The following is a 21,593-nucleotide window of genomic DNA, read 5'->3' on the forward strand; positions in this document are numbered from 1 at the left end:
GTGCCCTATGGAATTTGCACCAGATCCACCTGCCAGATCCCGCCCCTGCTCACCTGAACAGCTAGCTGGCGACCATCGGTCTGCAGCTGCACCTGGCGGGCAACGCCGCTGGGGACCATCGGTATGGGTTGCAGGCTCTGCACGGAGCGCCGGTACAGCACCAACTCGGTGCGTCCCTCTAGCTGCCGCACCAGGGCAATTCGCTCTCCTGCTGCGTCGACGCTGACGCTCACCGGTTGGGCATCGGCCCGGTTGAGGCCTGGAAGGTCTATGGGCTGCTGGCGCTCCAGATCAAGCAGCAGCACTTGTTCGCGGCCGCCCCTGCCGCTGATTAGGGCCAGCCAGCGCCCTGAAAGGGCTGGATCCCGGTTGGCACCTATGGCTTCCAGCCGGGAGTTGAGCGGCACTATGGGCTGCGGCATGGGGGCAAGGCAGCCACCTAGTAGCAGGCCGGTTGCAACTGCTGCGATGGCTCTTTTTGCTAGTGAGCTCCTCACGGTGAGGGCTCCGCTCCGCCCCCCTGAACGGCAAGGCCGCCGGGCAGGTCTGGCTCAAGCAGGCTGCGCAGATCAAACAGCTGCACACGCCACTGGCCAGCCTGGGCCACCTGCACCGCCAGCTGGCGTGCCTCCGGGGACAGGCTGAGGCGCACTGCAGTGCGGTTCGACGGTAGGGGAAGCCGGTGCAGGTTGCCGTTGGCTCGGTCTTCGATCAGGGCCAGTCTTTGGTTTCCCTGTTGCACCAGGGCCGCCACGTAGCGACCGTTCCAGCTGAGGGAGGGGGAGCTGTGGGGCTGGCGGTTTTGGAAATGGCGCAGGGGCAGTATTCGGCCGCTGGGCTGCTCCTGCAAAAGCAGGGTGGCCCGGCCACCTCGATCAACCACTGAGGCAAGAAATCGCCCCTGGCCGCTGAGGGCGGGTTCTTGGCGGCTGTTGCCGTTGAACACCCCAACCGGGCCAGCACTGCGACGGGCCAGCCACGCCCCACCTGAACAGCCGCTGACAAGCAAGCTCAGGGTTATCAGCAGCAGGGCAGACACCCCTAGGGGACGAAATCTGTTGACGGCGAAAAGCTTCAGTCGTCGAAGCGGGAGCTGTTGTCCCGGGGGCTAATGCCTCGGGGGCTGGGCTCGGGGCGACTGGAGGGTTTCACTGGGGTGAAGTCCGCATCACTGATATCGCTTGCCGCTGGGCGATTGCTTCTGCCGCTGGCAGGGGTTGCTGGGCTGATCGGTGAGCCTTGGGGTACTCCCGCTGGTTGGGAGGCCCTAGGAGCTTCTGAGGCCGAAGCAGGGGCCGGGGGCGCGGGCCTGCGGCTGGAGCGAGGCATGGCCTCACTAGCGGCTGTCGGCCGGCTGCCCCGTCGTGGCTCTACTGAGCCATCTCGATCACGCCTGCGGGCACCGAAATCGATACTGGGCCTGCTAGAGCTTTGGGGTGCCCAATCCTCTTGGGGAGGGCGGCGGCTGGCGGCTCTTTCAGGGATGGCGGCCCTACTGCTGGGACGGGGTGCCCGGTAAAAATCTTCCTCATCTGGCGCATAGGCTTCGCCGCGGGAGGGGATGCGGCGCCTAAGCGGCTCCGGCTCATCAAAGCGATCTGTAGAGGCCTCCCCCCAGGCGCGGCCACCCATTCTGGGCCTGTAGGGGCCTGGTTCGGGCATTGGTTCGTCGTCGTCGAAGTAGGACGACCGGCGAGCCTGCTCCGTGGTTACCCCTCTAAGGCGCACACTTTCGTAGGCGAAAAAGACCGTGGTGCCGGCGAGCAAAAACTGACCAAATTGCAGGATTGGATCGAGGCGCCAACCCTGAAAAAACAGGATGCCGCCGCAGAGCAGGCCAATCGCAGCGAAAAAGACGTCGTAATCGCGGGCGAGGGCGGGCTTGAAGCTCCGCATGAAATAAAGCAGTGCACCGCCCACCGCAAGCACTATGCCCACGATGCTGGCCCAATTCAGGCTGGCATTAACCACGGTTTTTCACCCGACAGTCCGTCTCGTAAGTGTAGGCAGTTGAGCCCGAGCAGCTAGAGACCTGGAGTTACTCAGGTGCAGGAGCTCAAAGGCGACGATCAAGCTGATCGTTTTGGCTGATCAGCACCAGACCGATTGTGATGGGCACCACCACGATCACGGCGCCGGCAAGCAGGCTGGTCAGGAAATTGGCCAGGGATGGCGTCATGGCAGGAACAGCTCTATGGCTTGATTCGTGGCGCGATCCTAGGCAGTGGTGGCGGCTTCCTACGCTGGGAGCCCAGCTACTTAGAGCTTTGTGACGGCAGCCACCTCCCTACCCCAGTCCTGGCTGCCGTTGTTGTCCGGTTTGCACTTGGCCCTGGCCCTGGGCCTGGCGCTTTGGACCTTGCTTTTTCTGTTTCGCATCGTGCTCACCTGGTATCCCCAAATTGATCTGAGCCGCGGAGCGATGCGCCTGGTCGGAGCCCCTACCGAGCCCTTGCTTGCCCTCACCCGTCGGCTGATCAAACCGATCGGTGGCGTTGATGTGACGCCGGTGGTGTGGGTGGGACTGCTCAGCCTGGTGCGAGAAATTTTGGTGGGGCAGCAGGGGCTTGTCAGTCAGGTGTTGTTTCGGGCCCAGAGCGTCGGGATCGGCTGAACTCAGATCCGGCTTAGGTGCCCTTCTGCGGAAGCATGTCCTGTTCGACAAATTTGGTGTGTACGTCGCCCGCCTGGAATTCAGGGCGATCCAGCAATTGCAGGTGAAAGTCGATGGTGGTGGGAATGCCGGTCACCGCGCATTCCGATAGGGCCCGGCGCAGCCGCCTGAGGGCGTGGGGGCGATCGGTGCCCCAGACGATCACCTTGCCGATCAAGGAGTCGTAGAAGGGCGGGATCTCATAGCCGGTGTACACGTGGCTATCGACCCGCACACCTGGGCCGCCAGGAGGTAGCCAGCCGGTGATTTTGCCGGGGGCGGGACGGAAGTTTTGGCGGGGGTCTTCGGCGTTAATGCGCGCCTCGATGGCGTGCCCGCAGAGCTTGATCTGGTCTTGGGTGACCGAGATCGGCTCCCCACCGGCAATACGCAACTGTTCGGCGATCAGATCTACCCCTGTGACCATCTCGGTGACCGGATGTTCCACCTGGATCCGGGTATTCATTTCCATGAAATAAAACGCCCCGCTGCGGTCCACCAGGAATTCCACGGTGCCGGCGCCCTCGTAGCCAATGGTGCGGGCGGCGGCCACGGCCGCATCGCCCATCTGGCGGCGCAGGTCGGCGTTGATGGCCACGCTGGGGGCCTCTTCCAGCAGCTTTTGGTGGCGGCGCTGGATCGAGCAGTCGCGTTCGCCCAGGTGAATCACGTTGCCGTGGCGATCGGCCAGCACCTGCACTTCCACGTGCCGGGGCCGGTCGATGAATTTCTCCATGTATAGGCCGGGGTTGCCGAAGGCAGCCTCCGCTTCTCCTTGGGCCGCTTTGAACAGGCTCTCGAGTTGATCGGGCCCAGGCACCAGGCGCATGCCGCGGCCGCCGCCACCAGCGGTGGCCTTGATCATCACCGGGTAGCCCATCGATTCGGCCAAGCGCGCAGCCGCCTCTGGGCTGGCCAGCAAGCCGGCACTACCGGGGATGGTGGGCACCCCCACCCGCTCCATGGTGGCCTTAGCGGTCGACTTATCTCCCATCGAGCGGATGGCCTCGGGGGAGGGACCCACAAAGGTGATGCCGTGGTCGGCGCAGATCTCGGCGAAGCGGTCGTTTTCGGCCAGGAAGCCGTAGCCGGGGTGAATTGCGTCAGCACCCCGGGAGGTGGCCGCCGCCAAAATATTGGGGATGTGGAGGTAGCTCTTGCTGCTGGGCGCCTCTCCAACGCATACGGCTTCGTCGGCGAGCTGCACGTGCAGGGCGTTTTTATCCACCGTGCTGTAGACGGCCACGGTGGGAATGCCGAGCTCCCGGCAGGTGCGCAGGATGCGTAGGGCTATCTCGCCACGGTTGGCGATCAGCAGCTTGCCGATGGGCATCCGCGGCGTCTCAGCTGATATTGGCTGAGGCGGACTGTATCAGTGCTGCCTGGACAGCTCCCCCATAGGGTTCTGGCGCCGGCGATGGGTATATTGCTCGCACCGGAGCGCCCAGCGATCCGAACCACATGCGGATGTGGTGGAATTGGTAGACACGCACGTTTGAGGGGCGTGTGGCTTCGGCCTTACGAGTTCAAGTCTCGTCATCCGCATTTCTTAATTCGAGCCATCCAGGCCTTGCCCGAATCGATCCGGCCCTCGGCAGCGATCGTGCTTGTAAGCAACGGCCCAGGAGAGCTGTCTACCTGGGTTAGGCCCCTCGCCCAGCGCCTGCATCGCCAGATGGCGCTGCGACCTGATGTTCCTGGGGCAGCCTGCAGTCTCAATTTGTTGCTTGTGCCCTGTCCAAACGGCACGGGAAAGGAGCATCGAGCCGCCGCCGCTTGGGGCCTGTTTGAGCGCATAGTGCCAGCTCGTCAATTTTGGTCGCTGCTACTGCGCCCCAAGCGGTTTGGTCCCTGGCCCCGCCAGGGACTGGTGGTGTTTTTAGGGGGTGATCAGTTTTGGACTGTGCTGCTCTCGGCACGGCTGGGTTACCGCCATCTCACCTATGCGGAATGGGTGGCCCGCTGGCCCCGCTGGAACGACCGCATCGCTGCCATGGGACCCCTGGCTGCTGACCAGTTGGCCCCGCGTTGGGCATCCCGCTGCACGGTGGTAGGTGACCTGATGGCAGACCTCTCGGAGTCGGCCCGCAGCGAGGCGCCCTTGCCGGCAGGGGAGTGGTTGGCGCTGCTGCCGGGCTCGAAGCGGGCCAAGTTGCGTGTGGGCATGCCGTTTTTGCTGGAGACGGCCGATCGGCTGGCGGCCCTTCGTCCTGGCTGTCGCTTTCTGTTGCCCCTGGCTCCCACCACTGCGGTGGAGGAGCTGCTGAATCAGGCTGGCCCCGCCAATCCGATCGCCCGTACCTACCGCTCGGGTCAGCCCCGCCTGCTGGCTCCGGATCTACTTGAGACGCCAGCTGGCACCAGGATTCGGCTGGTTCGGGAGAATCCGGCTTACGGCAGCTTGAGCCAGTGTTCCCTGGCCCTCACCACCGTGGGCGCCAATACCGCCGAACTGGCTGCTTTGGGGGTGCCGATGCTGGTGCTGGTGCCAACCCAGCACTTGCACGTCATGCAGGCCTGGGATGGACTGGCCGGAATGCTGGGGCGGTTGCCCCTGCTGCGCTGGCTGTTTGGGGTGCTGATTACGGCCTGGCGGCTGCGCCACCGGGGCTTTCTGGCCTCTCCCAACATTGCCGCTGGCCGCTTGGTGGTGCCGGAGCGGGTTGGGGCGATCACCCCTGAGGCCATCGCCGCCGAAGCTGCCGACTGGCTGGCGGCACCGGAGCGACTGGAGCAGATGCGCGCCGATCTGCGCAGCCTGCGGGGCCAGCCGGGGGCGGTGGCCAGCCTGGCGGCTCTGGTGCAGGAGCTGCTGCCCCCAGAGCTGAGTGCCTTAGAGCTGAATATCCCCGACTGAGCTGCCTAGGCTTGCGACTCATTTCGCTGAGTTCGATGGCCGACGCTGCTAGTTCTTCCGACCCTTCAGCCTGCGGCCTCGACAGTGGCTTGGCCCGCGGGGCCAGCGAGGAGCAGTGGCGCCAGCAGCTGACGCCTGAGCAGTTCCGGGTTGCCCGCCAGGGCGGCACCGAGCGTGCCTTCAGCGGCGCCTACTGGAACCAGAAGGGCAATGGCAGCTACCACTGCATCTGCTGTGATGCCGAGCTGTACAGCAGCGCCACCAAGTTTGATTCTGGTACCGGCTGGCCCAGCTTCTGGGATGGGGTGAGCGCTGCTGCCATCAGCACCCACACCGATAAGGCCCACGGCATGGTGCGCACCGAAATTCGCTGCGCTAATTGCGACGCCCACCTTGGCCACGTCTTCAACGACGGCCCGGCCCCAACCGGTCAGCGCCACTGCGTCAATTCGGCGTCCCTGGCTTTCAAGGCGAGCTGAGAGGGCTATTGAGCCTCGATCCTGGACTATTTCACCAGGGATCTTCTAGGTCGTTGCTGGCCAGGTCTTCAGCCTCCACATCCAGGGGTTCGCGGTAAGGGGTGGGGGCTGGCCGCCTCTCTAGGGGGCGAGTTTCTCGTGGTCGAGCATCAAGTTGTCGAGCATCAAGAGATCGAGCCTCGAGGGGGCGTGCCTGCCTGGGCAGGGGTTCGGCCTGCAGGGGGCGGCGACTGGGTTCAGCTGGACGCTCTTCGTAACGTGATTCCTCGTAGCGGGTTTGCTCGTAGCGGCTCTCCTCCTCGTCATCGAGGTAGCGGCGCTGGCGCAGGGGTTCCCGTTGGCGCTGCTCTTCGAGTTCGACGTAATCGAACTCCTCATCGGGTTCGAAGGTCTGGCTGGTGGCCGGCTGGATGCGGCGCTGTTCCTGCACTGCCGGCTGGCCTGCAGCCAGTTGGTTTTCCACGGGCACCATGCCGGTGCGGTATCGATCCCGCTCCTCCTGCTCCCAGCTCGGCCCACCAATACCAAGCTTCTCCAGTAGCCCGGAGCCCAACTGCTTGAGCTTGTCTTCGGCGCCCTCGTAAACAATGATCCGATCCGGCCCGCTGCTGACGATCTCTTCAACGGTGAGTTCCCAGGTGCTCAGCACGCCTTCACCCAGCAGGGGCACTCCCAGGGCGCCGATCACCAGGGTGGCCAGCTCGCCGGTTTCGATGTCGAAGCTGAAGCCCAGCACCCGGCCCAGCTGGTCGCCCGCTTCGGTGATCACCTGGCAGTTGATCACCTTGCCGTAACGGTCAGGGTTGAAGCCCTCGGCCAGCGAATCGGCGGAATCCACCAGGATCACATCGCCCACCTGGCGGATCCGGTCGAGGGGCATCCAGCGCGGCAGGCCTGGCAGGAAGCGGGTCAGAGGGTTGTCGCGCAGCCCCAGCGCAACCACTTCGCGCCGGTCGATATCCACCACCACCTCGCCCACCACGCCCAGCCGGCGGCCGGTGTCGCGGGTGATCACCTGGGTGCCCATCAGCTCGGAGCGCAACCAGAGGCGATCACTTGGGGCGGCAGCCGTTGCCCCGGGATCTGCGGAAGGGGGGATGGAGGAGGTCAATGAAAGGGTCGTACCCGTGGCCCAGTCGGCCCATTGTGGCTCACCTGCTCCGCTGGGGAAGGGGCGGCTCAGGCAGCGGGCGGTAACCCGACCACCTGGGTGTGGGCGCCCCGGGCTTGGGTGACACCAATGGTGCGGGTTGCGGCGGCGATCATCGGGCGCCGGTGGCTCACCACCATGAATTGGGCCTGGTCTGCCTGGCCGGCAATCAGGGCGGCGAGGCGCTCCACGTTGACGCCGTCGAGAAAGCTGTCGACTTCGTCTAATGCATAGAAGGGCGAAGGGCGGAAGCGCTGCAGGGCAAACAGGAAGCTCAGCGCCGTGAGCGATTTCTCGCCGCCACTCATGGAGTTGAGACGCCGCACCGCCTTGCCCTTGGGGTGGGCCACCAAGGTGAGGCCACCTTCAAGGGGTGCTTCCGGGTTTTCCAGCTGCAGGTGCCCCTCTCCGTCGGATAGCCCTTCAAAGATTGTGCGGAAATGGCCATCCACCGCTGTGAAGGCTTCAAGGAAGGCCTCCTGGCGCAGGGTGGCCACGGTTTCGATGCGCAGCAGCAGCTCTTCGCGCTCCTTGCTGAGCACTTCGAGCCGCTCCTCTAATTCCGCCAAGCGGGTTTCGAGCTGCTCAAGCTCCTCGAGGGCGAGCATGTTCACCGGTTCGAGGGCTTCCATCCGGGCCCGCAGGCTGCGCAGCTCCGCCTGCAGGGCTTCCAGACCCGCCTCCCGCACTTCTGCGGGAATCTCCGGCCTTGGCTCAGGCAGTTCCCGCTCCAGTTGTTCTAGGCGCAGCTGCTCGCCACGCTGCTGTTCGGCCAGCGATTCGATCTCCTCGCCGAGGCGTTGCAGTTCCCATTGGCGCTGTTGCAGGGCCTGGCGCTGGGCGGCCAGCTGGGCTTCGGCGGCATCGCGGGCGCGGCGGCTTTCGCCAAAGCGGGTTTGCAGCTGCTGCTGCTCGGCTGCCAAGGTGCTGCGCCGCAACTGATCCGCCTGGTGCTGCTCTTTCCAGCGAGCTCGCTCCTCCACCAGGGTGTTCACAGCGGCCACCAGCCGCTGTTCATCGGCGCTCAGGGCCTCGAGCTGGTTGCTGAGGCGCTCGGCGCTCAGGGCCCGTTCGCGCCGGGCCGCCAGCAGCCCATCACGCTGGCTGCGGGCCGCGGCCAGGGCCGAGTCGGCCGCCTCCAGCTCGCTCTGCAGCCCCTGCCAGCGGGCCGCATCGCCGGAGGATTGCACTGCAGCTTCGGCCTCTTCCAAGGCGAGGCGTTGTTGCTGCAGCGGCAACAGCAGGGATTCGAGTTGCTGCTGGCGCTGCAGATCGCTCTGCAAGGCCTCCTGCAGTTGGCCCAGGCGACTGCCCAGCTGCTGCTGGCGTTGCAGTTGGGGGGCTAGGGCCCGCTGGGCGGCGCTGCGCTCGGCCTCCAGGCCCGCCTGGCGCTGCTGGTGTGAGAGCAGCCGGGGGCGCAGGGCCTCGAGCTGCTGGCCCAGCTCGGCTTCCTTGCGCCGGCAGGCCAGCAGGCTCTCGCCCAGTTCCAGCAAGCGCTGGCGTAGGGGTGCGGCTTCGTCGCCGTCCTGGCTGCGGCCGAAGCTGAGCTGGCTGCCCCGCTGTTGCAGGCTGCCGCCGGTCATGGCGCCGCTCTTCTCCAGCAGTTCGCCGTCGAGGGTCACGGCCCGGCAGCGGCCCAGTTCGCGTCTGGCATTGGCCAGGCTGTCGAACACCAGGGTGTCGCCGAAGACGTAGCGGAACACCTCGGCGTAAACGGGCTCGTAACCCACCAGATCCACCGCCTTGCCCACCAGCCCACCGCTTGCAGGGCCACCTGCTGCTCCCCCGCGTTGCAGGGCGGCTCCGCCGCTACCACTGGAGCCGCTACCGGAGCCACCCCGAATCTTGTTGAGCGGCAGGAAGGTAAGCCGGCCTGCCCGGCGACTTTTGAGCAGCTCGATCGCCCGGGCGGCGATGCGGTCGTCGTCGACCACCACCTGGCCGAGGCGGCCGCCGGCGGCCACTTCCAGCGCCAGGCGCACCCGCTCCTCCACTTCGCCGAGCTGGGCCACCGGCCCGTGGATGCCGTCCATGCCAGCCTCCAGCAGTACCCGCAGGGCGCCGGTACCGCGGCTTTCCTGCAGAGTGTCGCGGCGGCTGTCTAGCCGGGCGATTTCGCGCTCGAGCTGGGTTTGCTCCTGCTCGAGGCGGCTGCGGGTTCGCTGCTGAAGGGCCAGGGCTTCGGCTAGCTCCTGCACCTGCTGCTGCTCCAGGCGGGTGGCTTCCAGCACTTGCTGCCAGCTGCTTTCGGTGGCCTCCAGTTGCTGCTGGGCACTGCGATGGCTGGCCCCTTCCTGCTGCTCTTCGGCGCCGAGCTCGGCCAGGCGCTCCTGGTGCTGCCGCAGCCGCTCCTGTAATTGCTGACGCTCGGCCTCCAGGGGGCTGATCTGCTCGCCGAGCTGCTGGCGGGCGCGGCTGCGCTGCTGCTGTTCTTCCAACCAGCTGCCGGAGCGCCCCGCCACCTCGCCAAGCCGGCGGCGCGATAGCTCCACGGCGGCTTCGGCATCGCGGCAGCCGGCGTCGGCATCACTGAGAGCGGCTTGGTCGGAACTGGTCTCGAGGGCCTGCTGCTGCTGGCGCAGCTCGCCCTGAGTGCGGGCCAGCTCGTGGCGCTGGCGTTGCAGGGCCTCGGCATCGAGCTGGTGTTTGCCTGCCTGGCGGGTTAGTTCGCGGCCAGTGGCCTCCAGGCCTGCCAGCTCGGCCTGCACGGCGATCAGCTGATCTTCACCTAGGGCTTTTACCTCAGCTTGGAGTTGCTCGAGCACGGTGGCGGCGGCAGCCAGGCCCGTTTCTCCCTCGCTGATCGCCTCGCGTTCAGCCTGTTGCTGACTGGCGAGGCTGGCGCTGCGTTGCCGCAGGGCAGCTTGGTTCGCCTGGGCTGCTTCAAAGGCCAGCACCTGCTCCTGCATGCGGCCGTTGTGGTGGCGCTGGCGCAGGTCTTGATAGGTGCGGGCTTTGGCGCAGTCGCGCTCAAGTTTCAGGCGGGAGCTGAGCAGCTCCTGCTGCACGATTGAGCAGCGCTCCTGACGCTCTTGCACCTCATCAAGCTTGCCGCGGCTCTGTTCGATGCGGCTGTCGAATAGGGCGACACCAGCTAGCTCGTCGATGATGCCGCGCCGGTCCCGGGCGCTCATCGAGACGATGCGGGTGACGTCTCCCTGCATCACCACATTGCTGCCTTCCGGATCCACCCGTAGGCGCCGCAGCTGGCTTTGGAGCTGTTGCAAATTGCAACTCACCCCATCGGCGCTGAAGCTGCTGGCATAGGTGCCGCCGGGGGCAACCCGCAGGCGCCGGCTCACCGTCCACTCCTGTTGGCCTGGCTTGATCCAGGGCCCTTCTTCTGGGGGCTCCAGGCCAGCTTCGGCCTGGTCGGGTTGCCACTCACTGAGGTCAAAGCGCACGCTCACCGAGGTTTCGGCGGCCTTGCCCTCGCGCAGCATGGCGCTGTTGATTAGATCCGGCAGGCGATCTGCCCGCATGCCGCGGCTGCTGGCCAGGCCCAGACAAAACAACACCGCATCAAGGATGTTGCTTTTGCCGGAGCCATTGGGGCCCGTGACCACCGTGAAACCTTCTTGCAGCGGAATCGTGATCGAGCCGCCAAAGGACTTGAAGTGGGTGAGCTCGACCTGATTGATGTGAACCAACAGGCCCGTGCGCCGAGCAGCAGAAATGTAGCGGAGGGTTTCGAAAGCTCAACCCCCTCCTTACCTTGTGGTCTGAGCTTCGCAGTCGCCCTCTCTCACCATGACCGCAGAACTGCCATGACCGCTGAAACGCCTCCCCGCGCCGCCAGCCCAGAGGGCTTCCGTGACCGTTTTGAGACCCTGATCCCCACCATTCAGCGGGAGTGGCCGGCCGTTGCCCGCCAGACCCTGGAGGCCACCCGGGGCAGTTTTGATGAAGTGGTTGAGGTGATTTCCAGCCAGACCGGCCGCACCGCTAGTGCGGTGAAGGACCAGTTGCTCGACCTCCTCGAGGTGGCCGGGGACCAGACCAGCCGCCTAGCGGACAACCTGGCGCCCTTGGAGGCCCAGCTGGAAAACCTGCTCGATGAGCTCAACACCACCTTGCGGCCTCGCATTGAGAAGCCGGTGCGGGAGCGTCCGCTGATGGCGATCGGCATCGCCACCGGCGTCGGGGTGCTGCTCGGTCTGCTGCTCGCCTCGGGCCGGCGTTCCTCATGACGGATCCGAACTCGCCAGGCCCTGCCCGGGTGGCGGCCGGCCGGGTCGGTGCCTTGATGACCTCGGTGATGGACCTGCACGTGCGCATCGCCCTGCAGGAAGTGGACCGGGAGAAGCGGCGCCTGATCAGCGGTGGCCTGCTGCTCAGCGGTGGCCTGGCGCTGCTGCTGTTGGCGCTGATCGGCGCCGAGCTGGCCCTGCTGCTGTGGCTGCACGACGCCCAGGGGCTCAGTTGGATCCAGGCCGCCCTGGTGGTGGCAGCCCTGGATCTGGTGCTGGCCGGGGTGTTCGTGCGGGTGGGCGGCCAGCTACTTAAGGGGCCCTACCTGCCCCAGACCACCGCTGGCCTGAGCAAAACGACCAAGGCGCTCCTGGGCCGTTAACGCACCTCATAGTGCAGCCAGCGGCAGTCAATTCCTCCGTTGCTGATTGGGATGCGGCGGCTGGCCTTCATTTTGAGGGCGCCGGTGAGCTCCGGGTTGCCGCTGAGCAGCCACAGGCTCCAGCCGCCGCAACGCTCTTTCACCATGCGGCCCAGGTCGGCGTAGAGAGGCTCCAGAGCATCACGCTCGCCGATGCGCTCCCCATAGGGCGGGTTGCACACCAAGATGCCCGGCCCTGGCGGAGGCACAAAGTCGCGGCAGTCGCCCAGGCTCAGTTCCAGGGCACTTGCGATGCCGGCAGCCTCAGCGTTGCTGTGGGCTTGATCAAGCACGCCGGGATCTTGCTCCCTGCCAACGATCGGCGCCAGAGCTTCTCCGCTGGGGAGCGTCTCTCGGGCTAGGGAGCTGGCCGCTCGCCGCTCCTGTTGCCAGAGCTGGGAGTCGAACTTTGGCCAGCGCTCCAGGGCGAAGCGGCGGCCCAGACCCGGCGCCCGGCCCAGGGCCATGCAGGCCGCCTCAATCAGCAGGGTGCCGGAGCCGCAAAGGGGGTCGGCCAGGGGCACCGAGCCATCCCAGCCGGTGAGGGCGATCAGGCCGGCGGCGAGGTTTTCCTTGAGCGGGGCCAGGCCCATGGCAGCCCGGTAGCCGCGGCGGTGCATGCTGCCGCCGCTGCCATCGAGGCTCAGGGCTGCTTCGCCGCCGCCGAGGTGCAGATGGATGGAGAGGTCGGGATCGTCGAGGTCAACGGAGGAGCGGGCGCCCCACTGCTGGCGCTGCAGATCCACCAGGGCATTTTTGACCTGCAGGGCGCTGTAGTGACTGTGGTTGAGGCCAGGAGCGCTGCCGGTGGCATCGACGCGGAAGGTGGCGCCAGGAGGCAGCCAGCGGCTCCAGTCGACGGCGCGCTGCACACCGTCGTAGAGCTCGTCCTTGCTGCGACAGGGAAATTGAGCCAGTTCAAGCAGGAGCCGGAAGGGCAGGCGGGCTTGCAGGTGCAGCCGGTAGAAGCCAGCCAGGTCTGTTTGGAAGCGCACGGCCCGGCGTAGGCGTGCTGCGGCTTGGCAGCCCAAGGCCGTGAGCTCAGCCGCCGCGGCTTCTTCGAGCCCCGGTGGCACAACCGCTATGCCGCTGATTGATGTGCTGTTTGGTTCGGTGATGCCCACCCCTGCGCCTGCCCTTGCTTGCTGCCACAATGAACCAGTCAGGTTTCGGCCTGACTAGGTGGCTCACACCAGTGCTTCGGACAGCGGTTCGATTCCGCTCAGCTCCACTTAAACGGGGCTGCAATGGTTTCGACGGGGTATAAGGAGGGTGACTGAAGCCTGCTCGGTAAGAGCACACACGTAACAGCGAACAACATCGTTGCTTTCTCCCGTCAGACCGCCCCTGTGGCTGCCTGACCCTGTAAGGGAGATGGGGTGAGGTCAGCCTTATCACCCAAATGATCCATGGGCCCTGGAAGGGGCCTTCCCATTGCAGCTCGCCCGAGCGATGGCCTGTCCCCACTGCGGCAGTTGGTCGGTTAAGGCGGATCGCAGCCTGGCTGGACGACTGGTGTGTGGTGGTTGCGCCAGGCCGCTGGGGGCAGCCCAGACGCCCCGGCGTCAGCGGCGCTCCCGATCGAGACGCCCAGGTCTCTCTTTAGGCATTGGCCTGGTTGCGCTGGTTGCCTTGGCTGCGCTGTTGGCAGCCTGGGACGAGCAGCGGCTCAGATTCACTGCGCCGCTCGAGCGCCTCGCCCCTAACTCGCAACTAAGAACCCCAGGATTGTTCTGAGCCTTGCGCTTCAGAGATCCCCCAGGGACCGCAGTCTTTGCACGGCGGCTGCTTCAGGGTCGCCCGATTGCCCGCATCACTGCGCCCTGGCATAGGCCGCCATGGGAGCACAACGGAATCGCCTGGCCGTTTACCGAAGCGCCGCTGGGTGCACCGCTAGCCATGTTTTGAGTTGAGCTGCCAAGCGGAGCGGAGGAAGGGCCTGGGTTGGAGCCTGAGCCTGTTGCATCTTGCTGGGTGGTGGCGGTGTTGACGGTGTTGCGGGCTTTATCGAGCGCACCTGTGTAAGCAGGCATGGAGGTGCCCTGCAGGGTGCCTTGAATAGCGCTGGCTCCAACCATGGGCGCCAATCCTTGGGCTATTGCATTGCCGGCTGGCAAAACGACGGCCGCAACGAGAGCGGCTTTCAGCAGATTCGAAGACATATTGAGAGGCGACTAGGAATCAAGGCTGGCTTGGCTTGGCAGCTCCGCTAAAGCCGCTCCACACTTTCAGCTCCTCAATTGTTTGTACCCCTTCGCGGCGCTCCTTGCCCGCCAGGTCCCAGGTGGGGAAAGCCCGTATCTGGGCGGCCATGCAGCGGCTACGGCCATCGTCAGTCTTGTCGCACTCCACATAGGGGAGGGAATTGCCCCCTTCCTTGCCAAACAGGTTTTTTTGCTGGAAGCAGGCCGGGCACCACCAGGCGCCATAAAAAACAGCTCCCTTAGCGCGCAGGTGGGCACTTAGCTCTTTTTGTTCCTGCGTAGAAGCAGAAAGGGCCTCCCCCAAGGTGGCAGTGGTGGAGCTGCCGGAAGCTGTGGCGCCGCTACCGGCGCTGGCAGTGGCCGTAAAGCCAAGCAGCACAGTGCTGAGGGCGATAAGCAGGCCGGAGCGCAGGGAGCCAAACCAGGGCATCAGCTTCCAGAAGCAACAACCAAAACTAGTTCCGTTGCTTGCTTTTGCCTGTGTGTGTGGGCAAAACACAGCCGATGGCCGCGCCGCCGCGTTCGGCCTTCCGCCCTTCCTTGGCCCAGCGGAAGTTCCCAGCGGCTGAGACACTGAACAGGTGCGGTGGTTTTGTGGTCGATGAGCGCGAACGGCTACCTCGATTACTTCAGTGTCCTCGGGGTTGAGCGTGGCGCTGATGCCGACGCCATCAAGCGCGCCTTTCGCAAGCTGGCCCGTCAGTACCATCCGGACGTGAACCCCGGCGATGCGGGGGCTGAGGCCAAGTTCAAAGAGGTGAGCGAGGCCTATGAAGTGCTCTCCGATCCTGATAAACGCCGTCGCTACGAACAATTTGGCCAGTACTGGAGCCAGGCGGGCGGTGGCTCGGCCAGTGGCGGCGTTGATGTTGATTTTGGCCGCTATGGCAACTTCGACGACTTCATCAACGACCTGCTAGGTCGATTTGGCGGCCCCTCCCCCGGTGGTGCCCCGGGCGGTTTTGGTTTCAGTTCAGGCTTCCCTGGTGGCTTTGCTGGCGGCATGCCCGGCGGCGGCCGCAGCGCCCCGATCAATCTCGATGCCGAAGCCAGCATCAGCCTCTCCTTTGCCGACGCTTTCCGCGGTTCCGAGCGCACCTTGGCCGTCAACGACGAGCGGGTGCAGGTGCGCATCCCGCCAGGGGTGAAGCACGGCAGCCGCCTGCGGCTGAAGGGCAAGGGCAATCTGCAGCCCGGCACCGGCCGCCGCGGCGACCTGTACCTCAACCTGCAGCTGCAGGAGCATTCGGTGTGGAAGCTCGATGGCGACCAGCTGCGAGCCGAGCTGCCCCTCAGCCTTGATGAATTGGCCCTCGGCGGTGAGGTGCGGGTGGCGACCCCCGACGGTGAGGCCTCCGTGCAGGTGCCGCCTGGTATGACCCTGGGCCGCAGCCTGCGCCTCAAGGGCAAGGGCTGGCCCCTCAAGGACGGCCGCGGCGACCTGCTGCTTACGCCGGTGCTCAAGTTGCCCGAGCAGCTCAGCGCCGAGGAGCGCCAGCTGCTGGAGCAGTTGCGTGCTGCCCGCAGCGCCGATCCCCGCTCTGGCTGGATTCAGGCGGCCCGTCTCTAGGATCCGCGCCAGCCAGGCCGTTTTCATGGAGCTCACCTACCGTCCCCGCCGATTGCGCCGCACCCCGGCTTTGCGGGCGATGGTGCGGGAGCATCACCTAAGTGCTGCCGACTTTATTTATCCGCTCTTCGTGCACGAAGGCGCCACCAACGAGCCAATTGGTGCCATGCCAGGAGCTATGCGCTGGAGCCTCGAAGGCTTGGTGCAGGAGGTGGGCCGCGCTTGGGACTTGGGCATCCGCTGCGTAGTGCTGTTTCCCAAGGTGGCCGATGGCCTTAAAACCGAAGACGGCGCCGAATGCTTCAACGAAGGTGGCCTGATACCCCGAGCTATTCGCCGGCTTAAGGAGGTGCACCCCGAGATGGCGATCATGACGGACGTGGCCCTCGATCCCTACTCCTGTGACGGCCATGACGGCATCGTTAGCGATGAAGGGATAGTGCTCAACGATGAAACGGTGGCGATCCTCTGTCGCCAAGCCGTTGCCCAAGCTCGGGCAGGGGCGGATCTGATTGGCCCCAGCGACATGATGGATGGACGAGTTGGGGCTATCCGCGAAGCCCTCGATGAGGAGGGGTTCGAGCATATCGGCATTATTAGCTATACAGCTAAATATTCTTCCGCTTATTACGGCCCCTTCCGCGAAGCTCTTGATTCGGCCCCTCGGGTTGGCGCGGGCAAGCCAATTCCGAATGATAAATCAACCTATCAAATGGATCCGTCCAATGGACGTGAAGCGCTCACCGAAGCCCTGCTCGATGAACAGGAGGGTGCTGATATTTTGATGGTTAAGCCTGGCCTTGCCTACCTAGACATCATCTACCGTCTGCGTGGCGAAACCGAGCTGCCAATTGCTGCTTACAACGTAAGTGGTGAATACGCCATGGTGAAGGCCGCCGCTGAAAAGGGCTGGATCGACGAGCGGGCCGTGGTGCTGGAAACCCTGCTGTGTTTTAAGCGGGCTGGCGCTAATTTGATCCTCACTTATCACGCCTGTGATGCTGCGCAGTGGCTGCGCCAGGGGTAATTTTATTAATTCCCGATATTTTTGGATTTGGCCTTGTCTGGCTACAGCTACTTACATCGCTTTGATGACTGCGCTGGCCAGGGCTAGTGGCATCAGTTATCTGTTGTTTCCAGAGCTGGGGGCGCTCGCCTCTGTTGTGCTTGCCGATCCGCTCAGTAGCTGGGCCCGTTCCCCAAAACTCCTGGCTCTGACACCCGTATTAACTGCTGCGCCTGGAGTGCTGGTCACCCGCACCCTGCCCTATGGCCCCACCGCGCTGATATTGGATCTGGCGATCTGCTTGCTTGTGATCCGGCTTCTACGCTCGCCGGTTATTCCGGCAATTTCGGCCGGGGTATTGCCCTTAGTGTTGGGAATTACGAGTTTTTTGTACCCGGTGGCGATTCTGGTGGGCACAGGTGGGCTGGCCCTAATCGTCATGCTTCGCTCTCAATTGATGCCGCCGCTGGCTCGGGCTCAAGTCTCCCCCTCGGTGCCAACTATCTCAACTTTGGTTGCTCCTAAGTCCTGGTTGCAAAGGGTTCCTTGGCTGCTGCCTTTGGCTGTTTTCTTGCTGGGGGCTCTGGTAATGGTTCAGCTGCTGGGATCCCACTTGGTTTTGTATCCCCCTTTGCTGGTGATTGCCTGGGAGATGTTGGCTAATGCTGATGAGTGTCCCTGGCAAGGCCGCTCCTTAGCCGTCCTGGTGGTTACTGCTGGAGCGGCTGTGGCTGGAACTGTATTGGTGCTGGCTCTAGGGGTGAGTCCGCTGGCCGCGTTTTTGGCTGTTTTGGTTACTGCGTTGCTACTCAGGTTGGCTCGCCTTCGTTGTCCTCCGGCCTTCGGTTTGGCCCTGCTTCCCTTCTTAATTCCTGCACCCACGCTCGCCTATCCCCTCCTCACCTTGGCCGGCACCACCTGGCTGATTTTGGTGGTGAAGCTCGATCAGATCCTCAAGATCCGTTTCTGTAACCCACAATGAACTCACCCGGTTCAGTTGCCATGGTTCCTGCTGCTGTTCATCACCTTGGCCATGTGGCACTGCGGGTGCAGGACATGGAGCGGGCCAAGGCCTTCTATGTCTCCCTGGGCCTGCAGCTCTGCTGGGATGCACCCGATTGGGCCTATTTGCAGTGGCCTGGGGCCGACACGGGCTTGGCCCTGCTCAGCCCTAGTTACAAAGCTGCCGGGCCCCATTTTGCTTTCCATTTCCGCGACCGCTCAGAGGTGGATGCGGTGCACGCCCAGCTTGTGGCGGCCGGCCGCTCCTGCGGCCCGGTGCATGACCACCGTGACGGAACTGCCAGCTTCTATCTCCAAGATCCGGAAGGCAACTGGCTAGAGATGCTCTACGAGCCCCCTGGCGGCATCCCCTCCAACCTGCCCGGGTGAACGACGTCACCGCCCCATTGGCCCCAATTCAGCAGGAGGCCCTGGAGCTGCTCGAGTGGCCGCGGCTCGCTGAGCAGCTGGCCAGCTTTGCAAGCACAGCTCCGGGCCGCTGTGCCTGCCTGGCGCTGGCCCTGCCCGCTGGCCTCGCTGCCAGCCGCAGCCTGCTCGCTGAAACCACCGAGCTGCTGGGCCTCGACGGGCTGCTGGAGGGGGGGCTGAGTTTTCAGGGAGTTGCCGATATCGCGGTGCTGGTGACCCTCTGCGCCAAGGGCGGCACGGCTCCGGGCGAGGAGTTGCTGGCCTTGGCTACCACTCTGGCTGCGGCCCGCCGGCTGCGGCGCCAGATCGACGATCCCCAGCTGCGGCCGGTCTGTACGGCCCTGGTGGCCGAGCTGCGCACCCTGCCGGAGCTGGAGCAGCGGCTGCATTTTTGCCTTGAAGAGGGCGGCCGGGTGGCGGATCGGGCCAGTCCGCCCCTGGAGGGATTGCGGCGCCAGCTGCTTGGGGCCCGCTCAGATCGGCGTGATCGACTGCAGGAGCTGATGCGCCGCTGCGGCGCCATGCTCCAGGACACGGTGATCTCGGAGCGCAACGGCCGTCCCGTGCTGGCTGTGAAGGCTGGCGCTGCCGCTCAGTTGCCAGGGCTGGTGCACGACAGCTCGGCTTCGGGACAAACGGTGTTCATCGAACCCCAGGCGGTGATTGCCCTGGGCAATCGCATACGCGACCTGGAGGGGCGCGAGCGGGAACTGGAGCGGGCCGTGCTTACTGCCCTGAGCGCCCAGGTGGGCGAGGAGGCTGAAGCTCTGGCCGCACTCCAGCAGGTGCTGGTGCGCCTGGATGCGGGGGTGGCTCGGGCGCGCTATGGCCAATGGTTGGGAGCGGTACGCCCGGAGCTGGCAGACGACCCCAGCGCCCCCTTCGAGCTGCGTGAGCTGCGCCACCCCCTGCTGCTTTGGCAGCAGCGGCGTCAGGGAGGTCATGCGGTGGTGCCCGTGAGCCTGCTGGTGGCAGCGGAGTTGCGGGTGGTGGCAATCACGGGTCCCAACACCGGTGGCAAAACCGTGACCCTCAAAAGCGTTGGCTTGGCGGCTCTTATGGCCCGGGCTGGCTTGTTTCTGCCCTGCAGCGGCACGCCCCGCCTGCCCTGGTGCGCCCAGGTGCTTGCCGATATCGGCGATGAGCAATCGCTGCAACAAAACCTCTCCACCTTCAGCGGCCACATCCGCCGCATCGCCCGCATCCTCGAAGCTCTTCCTGGGCCTGGCGCTGCTGGCGGCGCCTCCCTGGTGCTGCTCGATGAGGTGGGAGCCGGCACCGATCCCCTCGAGGGTTCGGCCCTGGCCACGGCCCTGCTCAAGCACCTGGCCGATCGGGCCAGGCTCACGATCGCTACCACCCACTTCGGTGAGCTCAAGGCGCTCAAATATGCCGATCCACGCTTCGAGAACGCTTCGGTGGCCTTCGATGTGGACACCCTCTCGCCTACTTACCGGCTGCAGTGGGGTATCCCGGGTCGCAGCAACGCCCTGGCGATTGCACGCCGGCTGGGGCTGGGGGAGCCGGTGCTGGAGCTCGCCGCCGCCCAGCTGGAGCCCCTTGGCGAGGGCGAGGTGAACCAGGTGATCGCCGGCCTCGAAAATCAGCGTCAACGCCAGCAGGAAGCCGCCGAGGAAGCAGCCGTCCTACTGGCTCGCACCGAGCTGTTGCACGAGGAGTTGCTGCTGCGCTGGCAGCAGCAGACCCAGCAGAGCGCCGAGCTTCAGGAACAGCGGCGCCAGCAGTTGGAGCGCTCGATTCGTCAGGGACAGAACGAGGTGAAGCGCATCATCAGGAGGCTGCGCCAGGGACCTGATGGGGGGGAGGCCAGCAGCGCTGCCCTAGGCGAAACCGCCCGCCAGGCCGGCCAGCGTTTGAAATCGCTGGAGCAGCAGCACCGCCCCACCCCGGAGCGGCGCGAGCACCGGGGCTGGATGCCCGCCGTTGGTGATCGGGTGCGGCTGTTATCGCTGGGCAAGGCCGGTGAGGTGCTTGCCATCGCCGATGACGGCCGGGAACTCACGGTGCGCTGTGGGGTGATGCGGCTGACCCTGGAGCTGGCTGGCATCGAGGGGCTGCATGGCGAAAAACCCTCAGCCCCTGAGGTGCGCGTGCAGGTGAAGGGTCAGCGGGGGCTGGGGGGCCGGGGTCCGGATGTGCGCTCCGAGCGCAACACCGTTGATGTGCGCGGCCTGCGGGTGCATGAGGCCGAGGCGGCCTTGGAGGAGCGGCTGCGCGCCGCCAATGGTCCCGTGTGGGCGATCCACGGCATCGGCACGGGCAAACTCAAGCGCGGCCTACGGGCCTGGTTGGCAACGGTGCCCTACGTGGAGCGGGTGAGTGATGCCGAGCAGGGCGACGGCGGGGCTGGCTGCAGCGTGATTTACGTGAAATAGGGCAGGGTCGGCTCCAGGCTTGCGGGCTCAGGGGGCAGGGGCAGGGCCTCGCCGCTCGCATCAAACAGACGCCAGCCGCGGGGATCTATATCGAGGTTCAGGCTGGCCCCCGGCGGCAGGATTGTTTCAGGGCCGACCCGCACCTGCACCAGGTGACCGCCCTCCTCCAGTCGGCAGGTGAGTAGTTGTTCGTTGCCCAGGGCTTCTCCATGGCTCACCTCGGCCCGCAGGTTGCGGTTGGTGGCGGGAGCTAGCTGGAAGTGCTCGGGCCGCAGTCCGCCAGTGAGCTCCTCCCCTGCCCGTGATGCCAGCATCTCGGCCAGGGGCCCCTCAACTGCCATCTTGCGGCTGCCTAGTTGCACCTGGCCCGCACCTATCGCGGTTACCGGCAGCAGATTCATGGGCGGGCTGCCGATGAACTGGGCTACAAACAAATTGGCGGGCCACTGATAGAGCTCCATCGGTGTGCCGAGCTGCTGCAGCCTTCCGGCATTGAGCACGGCGATCCGGTGCCCCATAGTCATAGCCTCCACCTGGTCGTGGGTCACGTACAGGGTGGTGGTGCCCAGGCGTCGCTGCAGCTCAACGATTTGGGTGCGGGTGCCGGTGCGCAGCTTGGCGTCGAGGTTGCTGAGCGGTTCGTCCATCAAAAACACCGCCGGCGCCCTGGCGATGGCCCGGCCCAGGGCAACCCGCTGCTTCTGGCCACCGGAAAGCTCCTTTGGCAGCCGATCGAGTAGCTGGCCGAGCTCCAGGGTTTCCGCTACCTCGGCGATGCGCTGGGCGATGCGCTCCTCCCGCCGTGAGCGCAGCCGCAAGGGCCCTGGCAGCCGCCTGGTGGCCAGGTGCAGGCTGTCTTGAAGCTGCTCAAGGGCCGTGCGGTTGCGGCTGCGGCGCAGGCCGAAGCCGATGTTGCCGGCCACCGTGAGATGGGGATAGAGCGCATAGCTCTGGAACACCATCGCCACGTCTCGTTGGGCTGGGCGCAGCGAGCTCACGGGCCGATTGCCCACGTAGATCTCCCCCTGGCTGGGCTGCTCTAGGCCAGCCAGTAGGCGCAGCAGGGTGCTTTTGCCGCAGCCGGAGGGCCCAACCAACACCAAAAATTCGCCGTCCTGAATCTGTAGATCCAGCTGGCGCAGCACCTGCACCGGATCACCACCGCGCCGGGGTGGGTAGGTCTTACTGACCTGCTGGAAGCGAACCTCTGCCAAGACGGGCCTTCAGACGGCGCG

Annotated in this window: 21 protein-coding genes and 1 tRNA gene; 11 read left to right on the plus strand and 11 right to left on the minus strand. The window is 65.2% G+C overall.

Going from position 1 to position 21,593, the window contains the following annotated elements:
• Positions 1-5 precede the first annotated feature (5 nt).
• The 4 genes from C7K55_RS10105 to psbX form a co-directional block, all read right to left on the minus strand.
• Positions 6-422, minus strand: coding sequence for a TolB family protein (locus C7K55_RS10105; RefSeq protein WP_106632595.1), 417 nt, complete (start codon positions 420-422; stop codon positions 6-8).
• A 71-nt stretch (positions 423-493) separates the two neighbouring features.
• Positions 494-1,039, minus strand: coding sequence for a Tol biopolymer transporter periplasmic protein (locus C7K55_RS10110; RefSeq protein WP_106632596.1), 546 nt, complete (start codon positions 1,037-1,039; stop codon positions 494-496).
• 35 nt (positions 1,040-1,074) lie between these two features.
• The gene (locus C7K55_RS10115) at positions 1,075-1,971 is read right to left on the minus strand and encodes a Ycf66 family protein (RefSeq protein ID WP_106632597.1); all 897 of its coding nucleotides are present in this window, start codon (positions 1,969-1,971) and stop codon (positions 1,075-1,077) included.
• Positions 1,972-2,056: 85 nt separating this feature from the next.
• A complete protein-coding gene (psbX, locus tag C7K55_RS10120) occupies positions 2,057-2,179 on the minus strand; it encodes a photosystem II reaction center X protein (RefSeq protein WP_106632598.1) in 123 nt (40 codons plus the stop codon).
• A 90-nt stretch (positions 2,180-2,269) separates the two neighbouring features.
• Between psbX and C7K55_RS10125 the strand changes: the two genes are divergently transcribed.
• Complete coding sequence (locus C7K55_RS10125) at positions 2,270-2,614, plus strand: YggT family protein (protein WP_106632599.1); 345 nt, start codon at positions 2,270-2,272, stop codon at positions 2,612-2,614.
• A gap of 13 nt (positions 2,615-2,627) precedes the next feature.
• On the opposite strand, the gene accC is transcribed toward C7K55_RS10125, so the two are convergent.
• Positions 2,628-3,986, minus strand: a complete 1,359-nt coding sequence (accC, locus tag C7K55_RS10130) for an acetyl-CoA carboxylase biotin carboxylase subunit (RefSeq protein ID WP_106632600.1) — start codon at positions 3,984-3,986, stop codon at positions 2,628-2,630.
• 130 nt (positions 3,987-4,116) lie between these two features.
• On the opposite strand from accC, the gene C7K55_RS10135 reads away from it, so the two are divergent.
• The 3 genes from C7K55_RS10135 to msrB all read left to right on the plus strand — a co-directional run bounded on the left by C7K55_RS10135 (position 4,117) and on the right by msrB (position 5,989).
• A tRNA-Leu gene (locus C7K55_RS10135) sits at positions 4,117-4,198 on the plus strand.
• Between the two features lie 16 nt (positions 4,199-4,214).
• Positions 4,215-5,510: a glycosyltransferase family protein gene (locus C7K55_RS10140; RefSeq protein ID WP_106632601.1), complete on the plus strand. Its 1,296-nt coding sequence runs from the start codon at positions 4,215-4,217 to the stop codon at positions 5,508-5,510.
• A 35-nt stretch (positions 5,511-5,545) separates the two neighbouring features.
• A complete protein-coding gene (gene msrB / locus C7K55_RS10145; protein ID WP_106632602.1) occupies positions 5,546-5,989 on the plus strand; it encodes a peptide-methionine (R)-S-oxide reductase MsrB in 444 nt (147 codons plus the stop codon).
• Positions 5,990-6,020: 31 nt separating this feature from the next.
• On the opposite strand, the gene C7K55_RS10150 is transcribed toward msrB, so the two are convergent.
• Positions 6,021-7,100, minus strand: a complete 1,080-nt coding sequence (locus C7K55_RS10150; protein ID WP_193486271.1) for a PRC-barrel domain-containing protein — start codon at positions 7,098-7,100, stop codon at positions 6,021-6,023.
• Positions 7,101-7,168: 68 nt separating this feature from the next.
• Positions 7,169-10,789 carry a chromosome segregation protein SMC gene (smc, locus tag C7K55_RS10155; protein ID WP_106632603.1) on the minus strand — a complete coding sequence of 1,207 codons (3,621 nt, stop codon included), beginning with the start codon at positions 10,787-10,789 and terminating at the stop codon, positions 7,169-7,171.
• Positions 10,790-10,906: 117 nt separating this feature from the next.
• On the opposite strand from smc, the gene C7K55_RS10160 reads away from it, so the two are divergent.
• Positions 10,907-11,329 carry a glycine zipper domain-containing protein gene (locus C7K55_RS10160; protein ID WP_106632604.1) on the plus strand — a complete coding sequence of 141 codons (423 nt, stop codon included), beginning with the start codon at positions 10,907-10,909 and terminating at the stop codon, positions 11,327-11,329.
• The gene (locus tag C7K55_RS10165; RefSeq protein WP_106632605.1) at positions 11,326-11,712 is read left to right on the plus strand and encodes a phage holin family protein; all 387 of its coding nucleotides are present in this window, start codon (positions 11,326-11,328) and stop codon (positions 11,710-11,712) included. Before C7K55_RS10160 ends, C7K55_RS10165 begins: the two co-directional genes overlap by 4 nt.
• Here C7K55_RS10165 and C7K55_RS10170 read toward each other — a convergent pair.
• From C7K55_RS10170 to C7K55_RS10185, 3 genes are all read right to left on the minus strand, one after another.
• Positions 11,709-12,875 (minus strand): THUMP domain-containing class I SAM-dependent RNA methyltransferase, encoded by a 1,167-nt coding sequence (locus C7K55_RS10170; protein ID WP_106632606.1) that lies wholly within the window; start codon positions 12,873-12,875, stop codon positions 11,709-11,711. The two genes, C7K55_RS10165 and C7K55_RS10170, sit on opposite strands and share 4 nt — an antisense overlap.
• A gap of 666 nt (positions 12,876-13,541) precedes the next feature.
• Positions 13,542-13,913 (minus strand): hypothetical protein, encoded by a 372-nt coding sequence (locus tag C7K55_RS10180; protein ID WP_106632607.1) that lies wholly within the window; start codon positions 13,911-13,913, stop codon positions 13,542-13,544.
• A gap of 19 nt (positions 13,914-13,932) precedes the next feature.
• Positions 13,933-14,385, minus strand: a complete 453-nt coding sequence (locus C7K55_RS10185; protein WP_106632608.1) for a hypothetical protein — start codon at positions 14,383-14,385, stop codon at positions 13,933-13,935.
• 171 nt (positions 14,386-14,556) lie between these two features.
• On the opposite strand from C7K55_RS10185, the gene C7K55_RS10190 reads away from it, so the two are divergent.
• The 5 genes from C7K55_RS10190 (at position 14,557) to C7K55_RS10210 (ending at position 20,358) form a co-directional block, all read left to right on the plus strand.
• A complete protein-coding gene (locus C7K55_RS10190; protein ID WP_106632609.1) occupies positions 14,557-15,525 on the plus strand; it encodes a DnaJ C-terminal domain-containing protein in 969 nt (322 codons plus the stop codon).
• Between the two features lie 25 nt (positions 15,526-15,550).
• Entirely contained in the window at positions 15,551-16,552 is a 1,002-nt protein-coding gene (gene hemB / locus C7K55_RS10195) for a porphobilinogen synthase (protein ID WP_106632610.1), read from the plus strand.
• Positions 16,553-16,616: 64 nt separating this feature from the next.
• Entirely contained in the window at positions 16,617-17,513 is an 897-nt protein-coding gene (locus C7K55_RS10200) for a hypothetical protein (RefSeq protein ID WP_106632611.1), read from the plus strand.
• A gap of 20 nt (positions 17,514-17,533) precedes the next feature.
• Entirely contained in the window at positions 17,534-17,923 is a 390-nt protein-coding gene (locus tag C7K55_RS10205; protein ID WP_106632612.1) for a VOC family protein, read from the plus strand.
• Positions 17,920-20,358, plus strand: a complete 2,439-nt coding sequence (locus tag C7K55_RS10210) for an endonuclease MutS2 (RefSeq protein WP_241518304.1) — start codon at positions 17,920-17,922, stop codon at positions 20,356-20,358. The genes C7K55_RS10205 and C7K55_RS10210 overlap by 4 nt, the downstream gene beginning before the upstream one ends.
• Here the strand turns inward: C7K55_RS10210 and C7K55_RS10215 are convergent.
• Positions 20,346-21,572, minus strand: a complete 1,227-nt coding sequence (locus tag C7K55_RS10215; RefSeq protein ID WP_106632613.1) for an ABC transporter ATP-binding protein — start codon at positions 21,570-21,572, stop codon at positions 20,346-20,348. The two genes, C7K55_RS10210 and C7K55_RS10215, sit on opposite strands and share 13 nt — an antisense overlap.
• Positions 21,573-21,593 lie beyond the last annotated feature (21 nt).

The sequence above is a fragment of the Cyanobium usitatum str. Tous genome, assembly GCF_003011885.1.
Classification (GTDB): Bacteria; Cyanobacteriota; Cyanobacteriia; order PCC-6307; family Cyanobiaceae; genus Cyanobium_A; species Cyanobium_A usitatum.

What these genes read in the sequence shown, in the direction of transcription:
- C7K55_RS10105 (WP_106632595.1), bottom strand. Translation starts at nt 422, where the DNA reads ATGCCGCAGCCCATAGTGCCGCTCAACTCCCGGCTGGAAGCCATAGGT.
- psbX (WP_106632598.1), bottom strand. Translation starts at nt 2,179, where the DNA reads ATGACGCCATCCCTGGCCAATTTCCTGACCAGCCTGCTTGCCGGCGCC.
- accC (WP_106632600.1), bottom strand. Translation starts at nt 3,986, where the DNA reads ATGCCCATCGGCAAGCTGCTGATCGCCAACCGTGGCGAGATAGCCCTA.
- msrB (WP_106632602.1), top strand. Translation starts at nt 5,546, where the DNA reads ATGGCCGACGCTGCTAGTTCTTCCGACCCTTCAGCCTGCGGCCTCGAC.
- C7K55_RS10160 (WP_106632604.1), top strand. Translation starts at nt 10,907, where the DNA reads ATGACCGCTGAAACGCCTCCCCGCGCCGCCAGCCCAGAGGGCTTCCGT.
- C7K55_RS10165 (WP_106632605.1), top strand. Translation starts at nt 11,326, where the DNA reads ATGACGGATCCGAACTCGCCAGGCCCTGCCCGGGTGGCGGCCGGCCGG.
- C7K55_RS10180 (WP_106632607.1), bottom strand. Translation starts at nt 13,913, where the DNA reads ATGTCTTCGAATCTGCTGAAAGCCGCTCTCGTTGCGGCCGTCGTTTTG.
- C7K55_RS10185 (WP_106632608.1), bottom strand. Translation starts at nt 14,385, where the DNA reads ATGCCCTGGTTTGGCTCCCTGCGCTCCGGCCTGCTTATCGCCCTCAGC.
- C7K55_RS10190 (WP_106632609.1), top strand. Translation starts at nt 14,557, where the DNA reads ATGAGCGCGAACGGCTACCTCGATTACTTCAGTGTCCTCGGGGTTGAG.
- hemB (WP_106632610.1), top strand. Translation starts at nt 15,551, where the DNA reads ATGGAGCTCACCTACCGTCCCCGCCGATTGCGCCGCACCCCGGCTTTG.
- C7K55_RS10200 (WP_106632611.1), top strand. Translation starts at nt 16,617, where the DNA reads ATGACTGCGCTGGCCAGGGCTAGTGGCATCAGTTATCTGTTGTTTCCA.
- C7K55_RS10205 (WP_106632612.1), top strand. Translation starts at nt 17,534, where the DNA reads ATGGTTCCTGCTGCTGTTCATCACCTTGGCCATGTGGCACTGCGGGTG.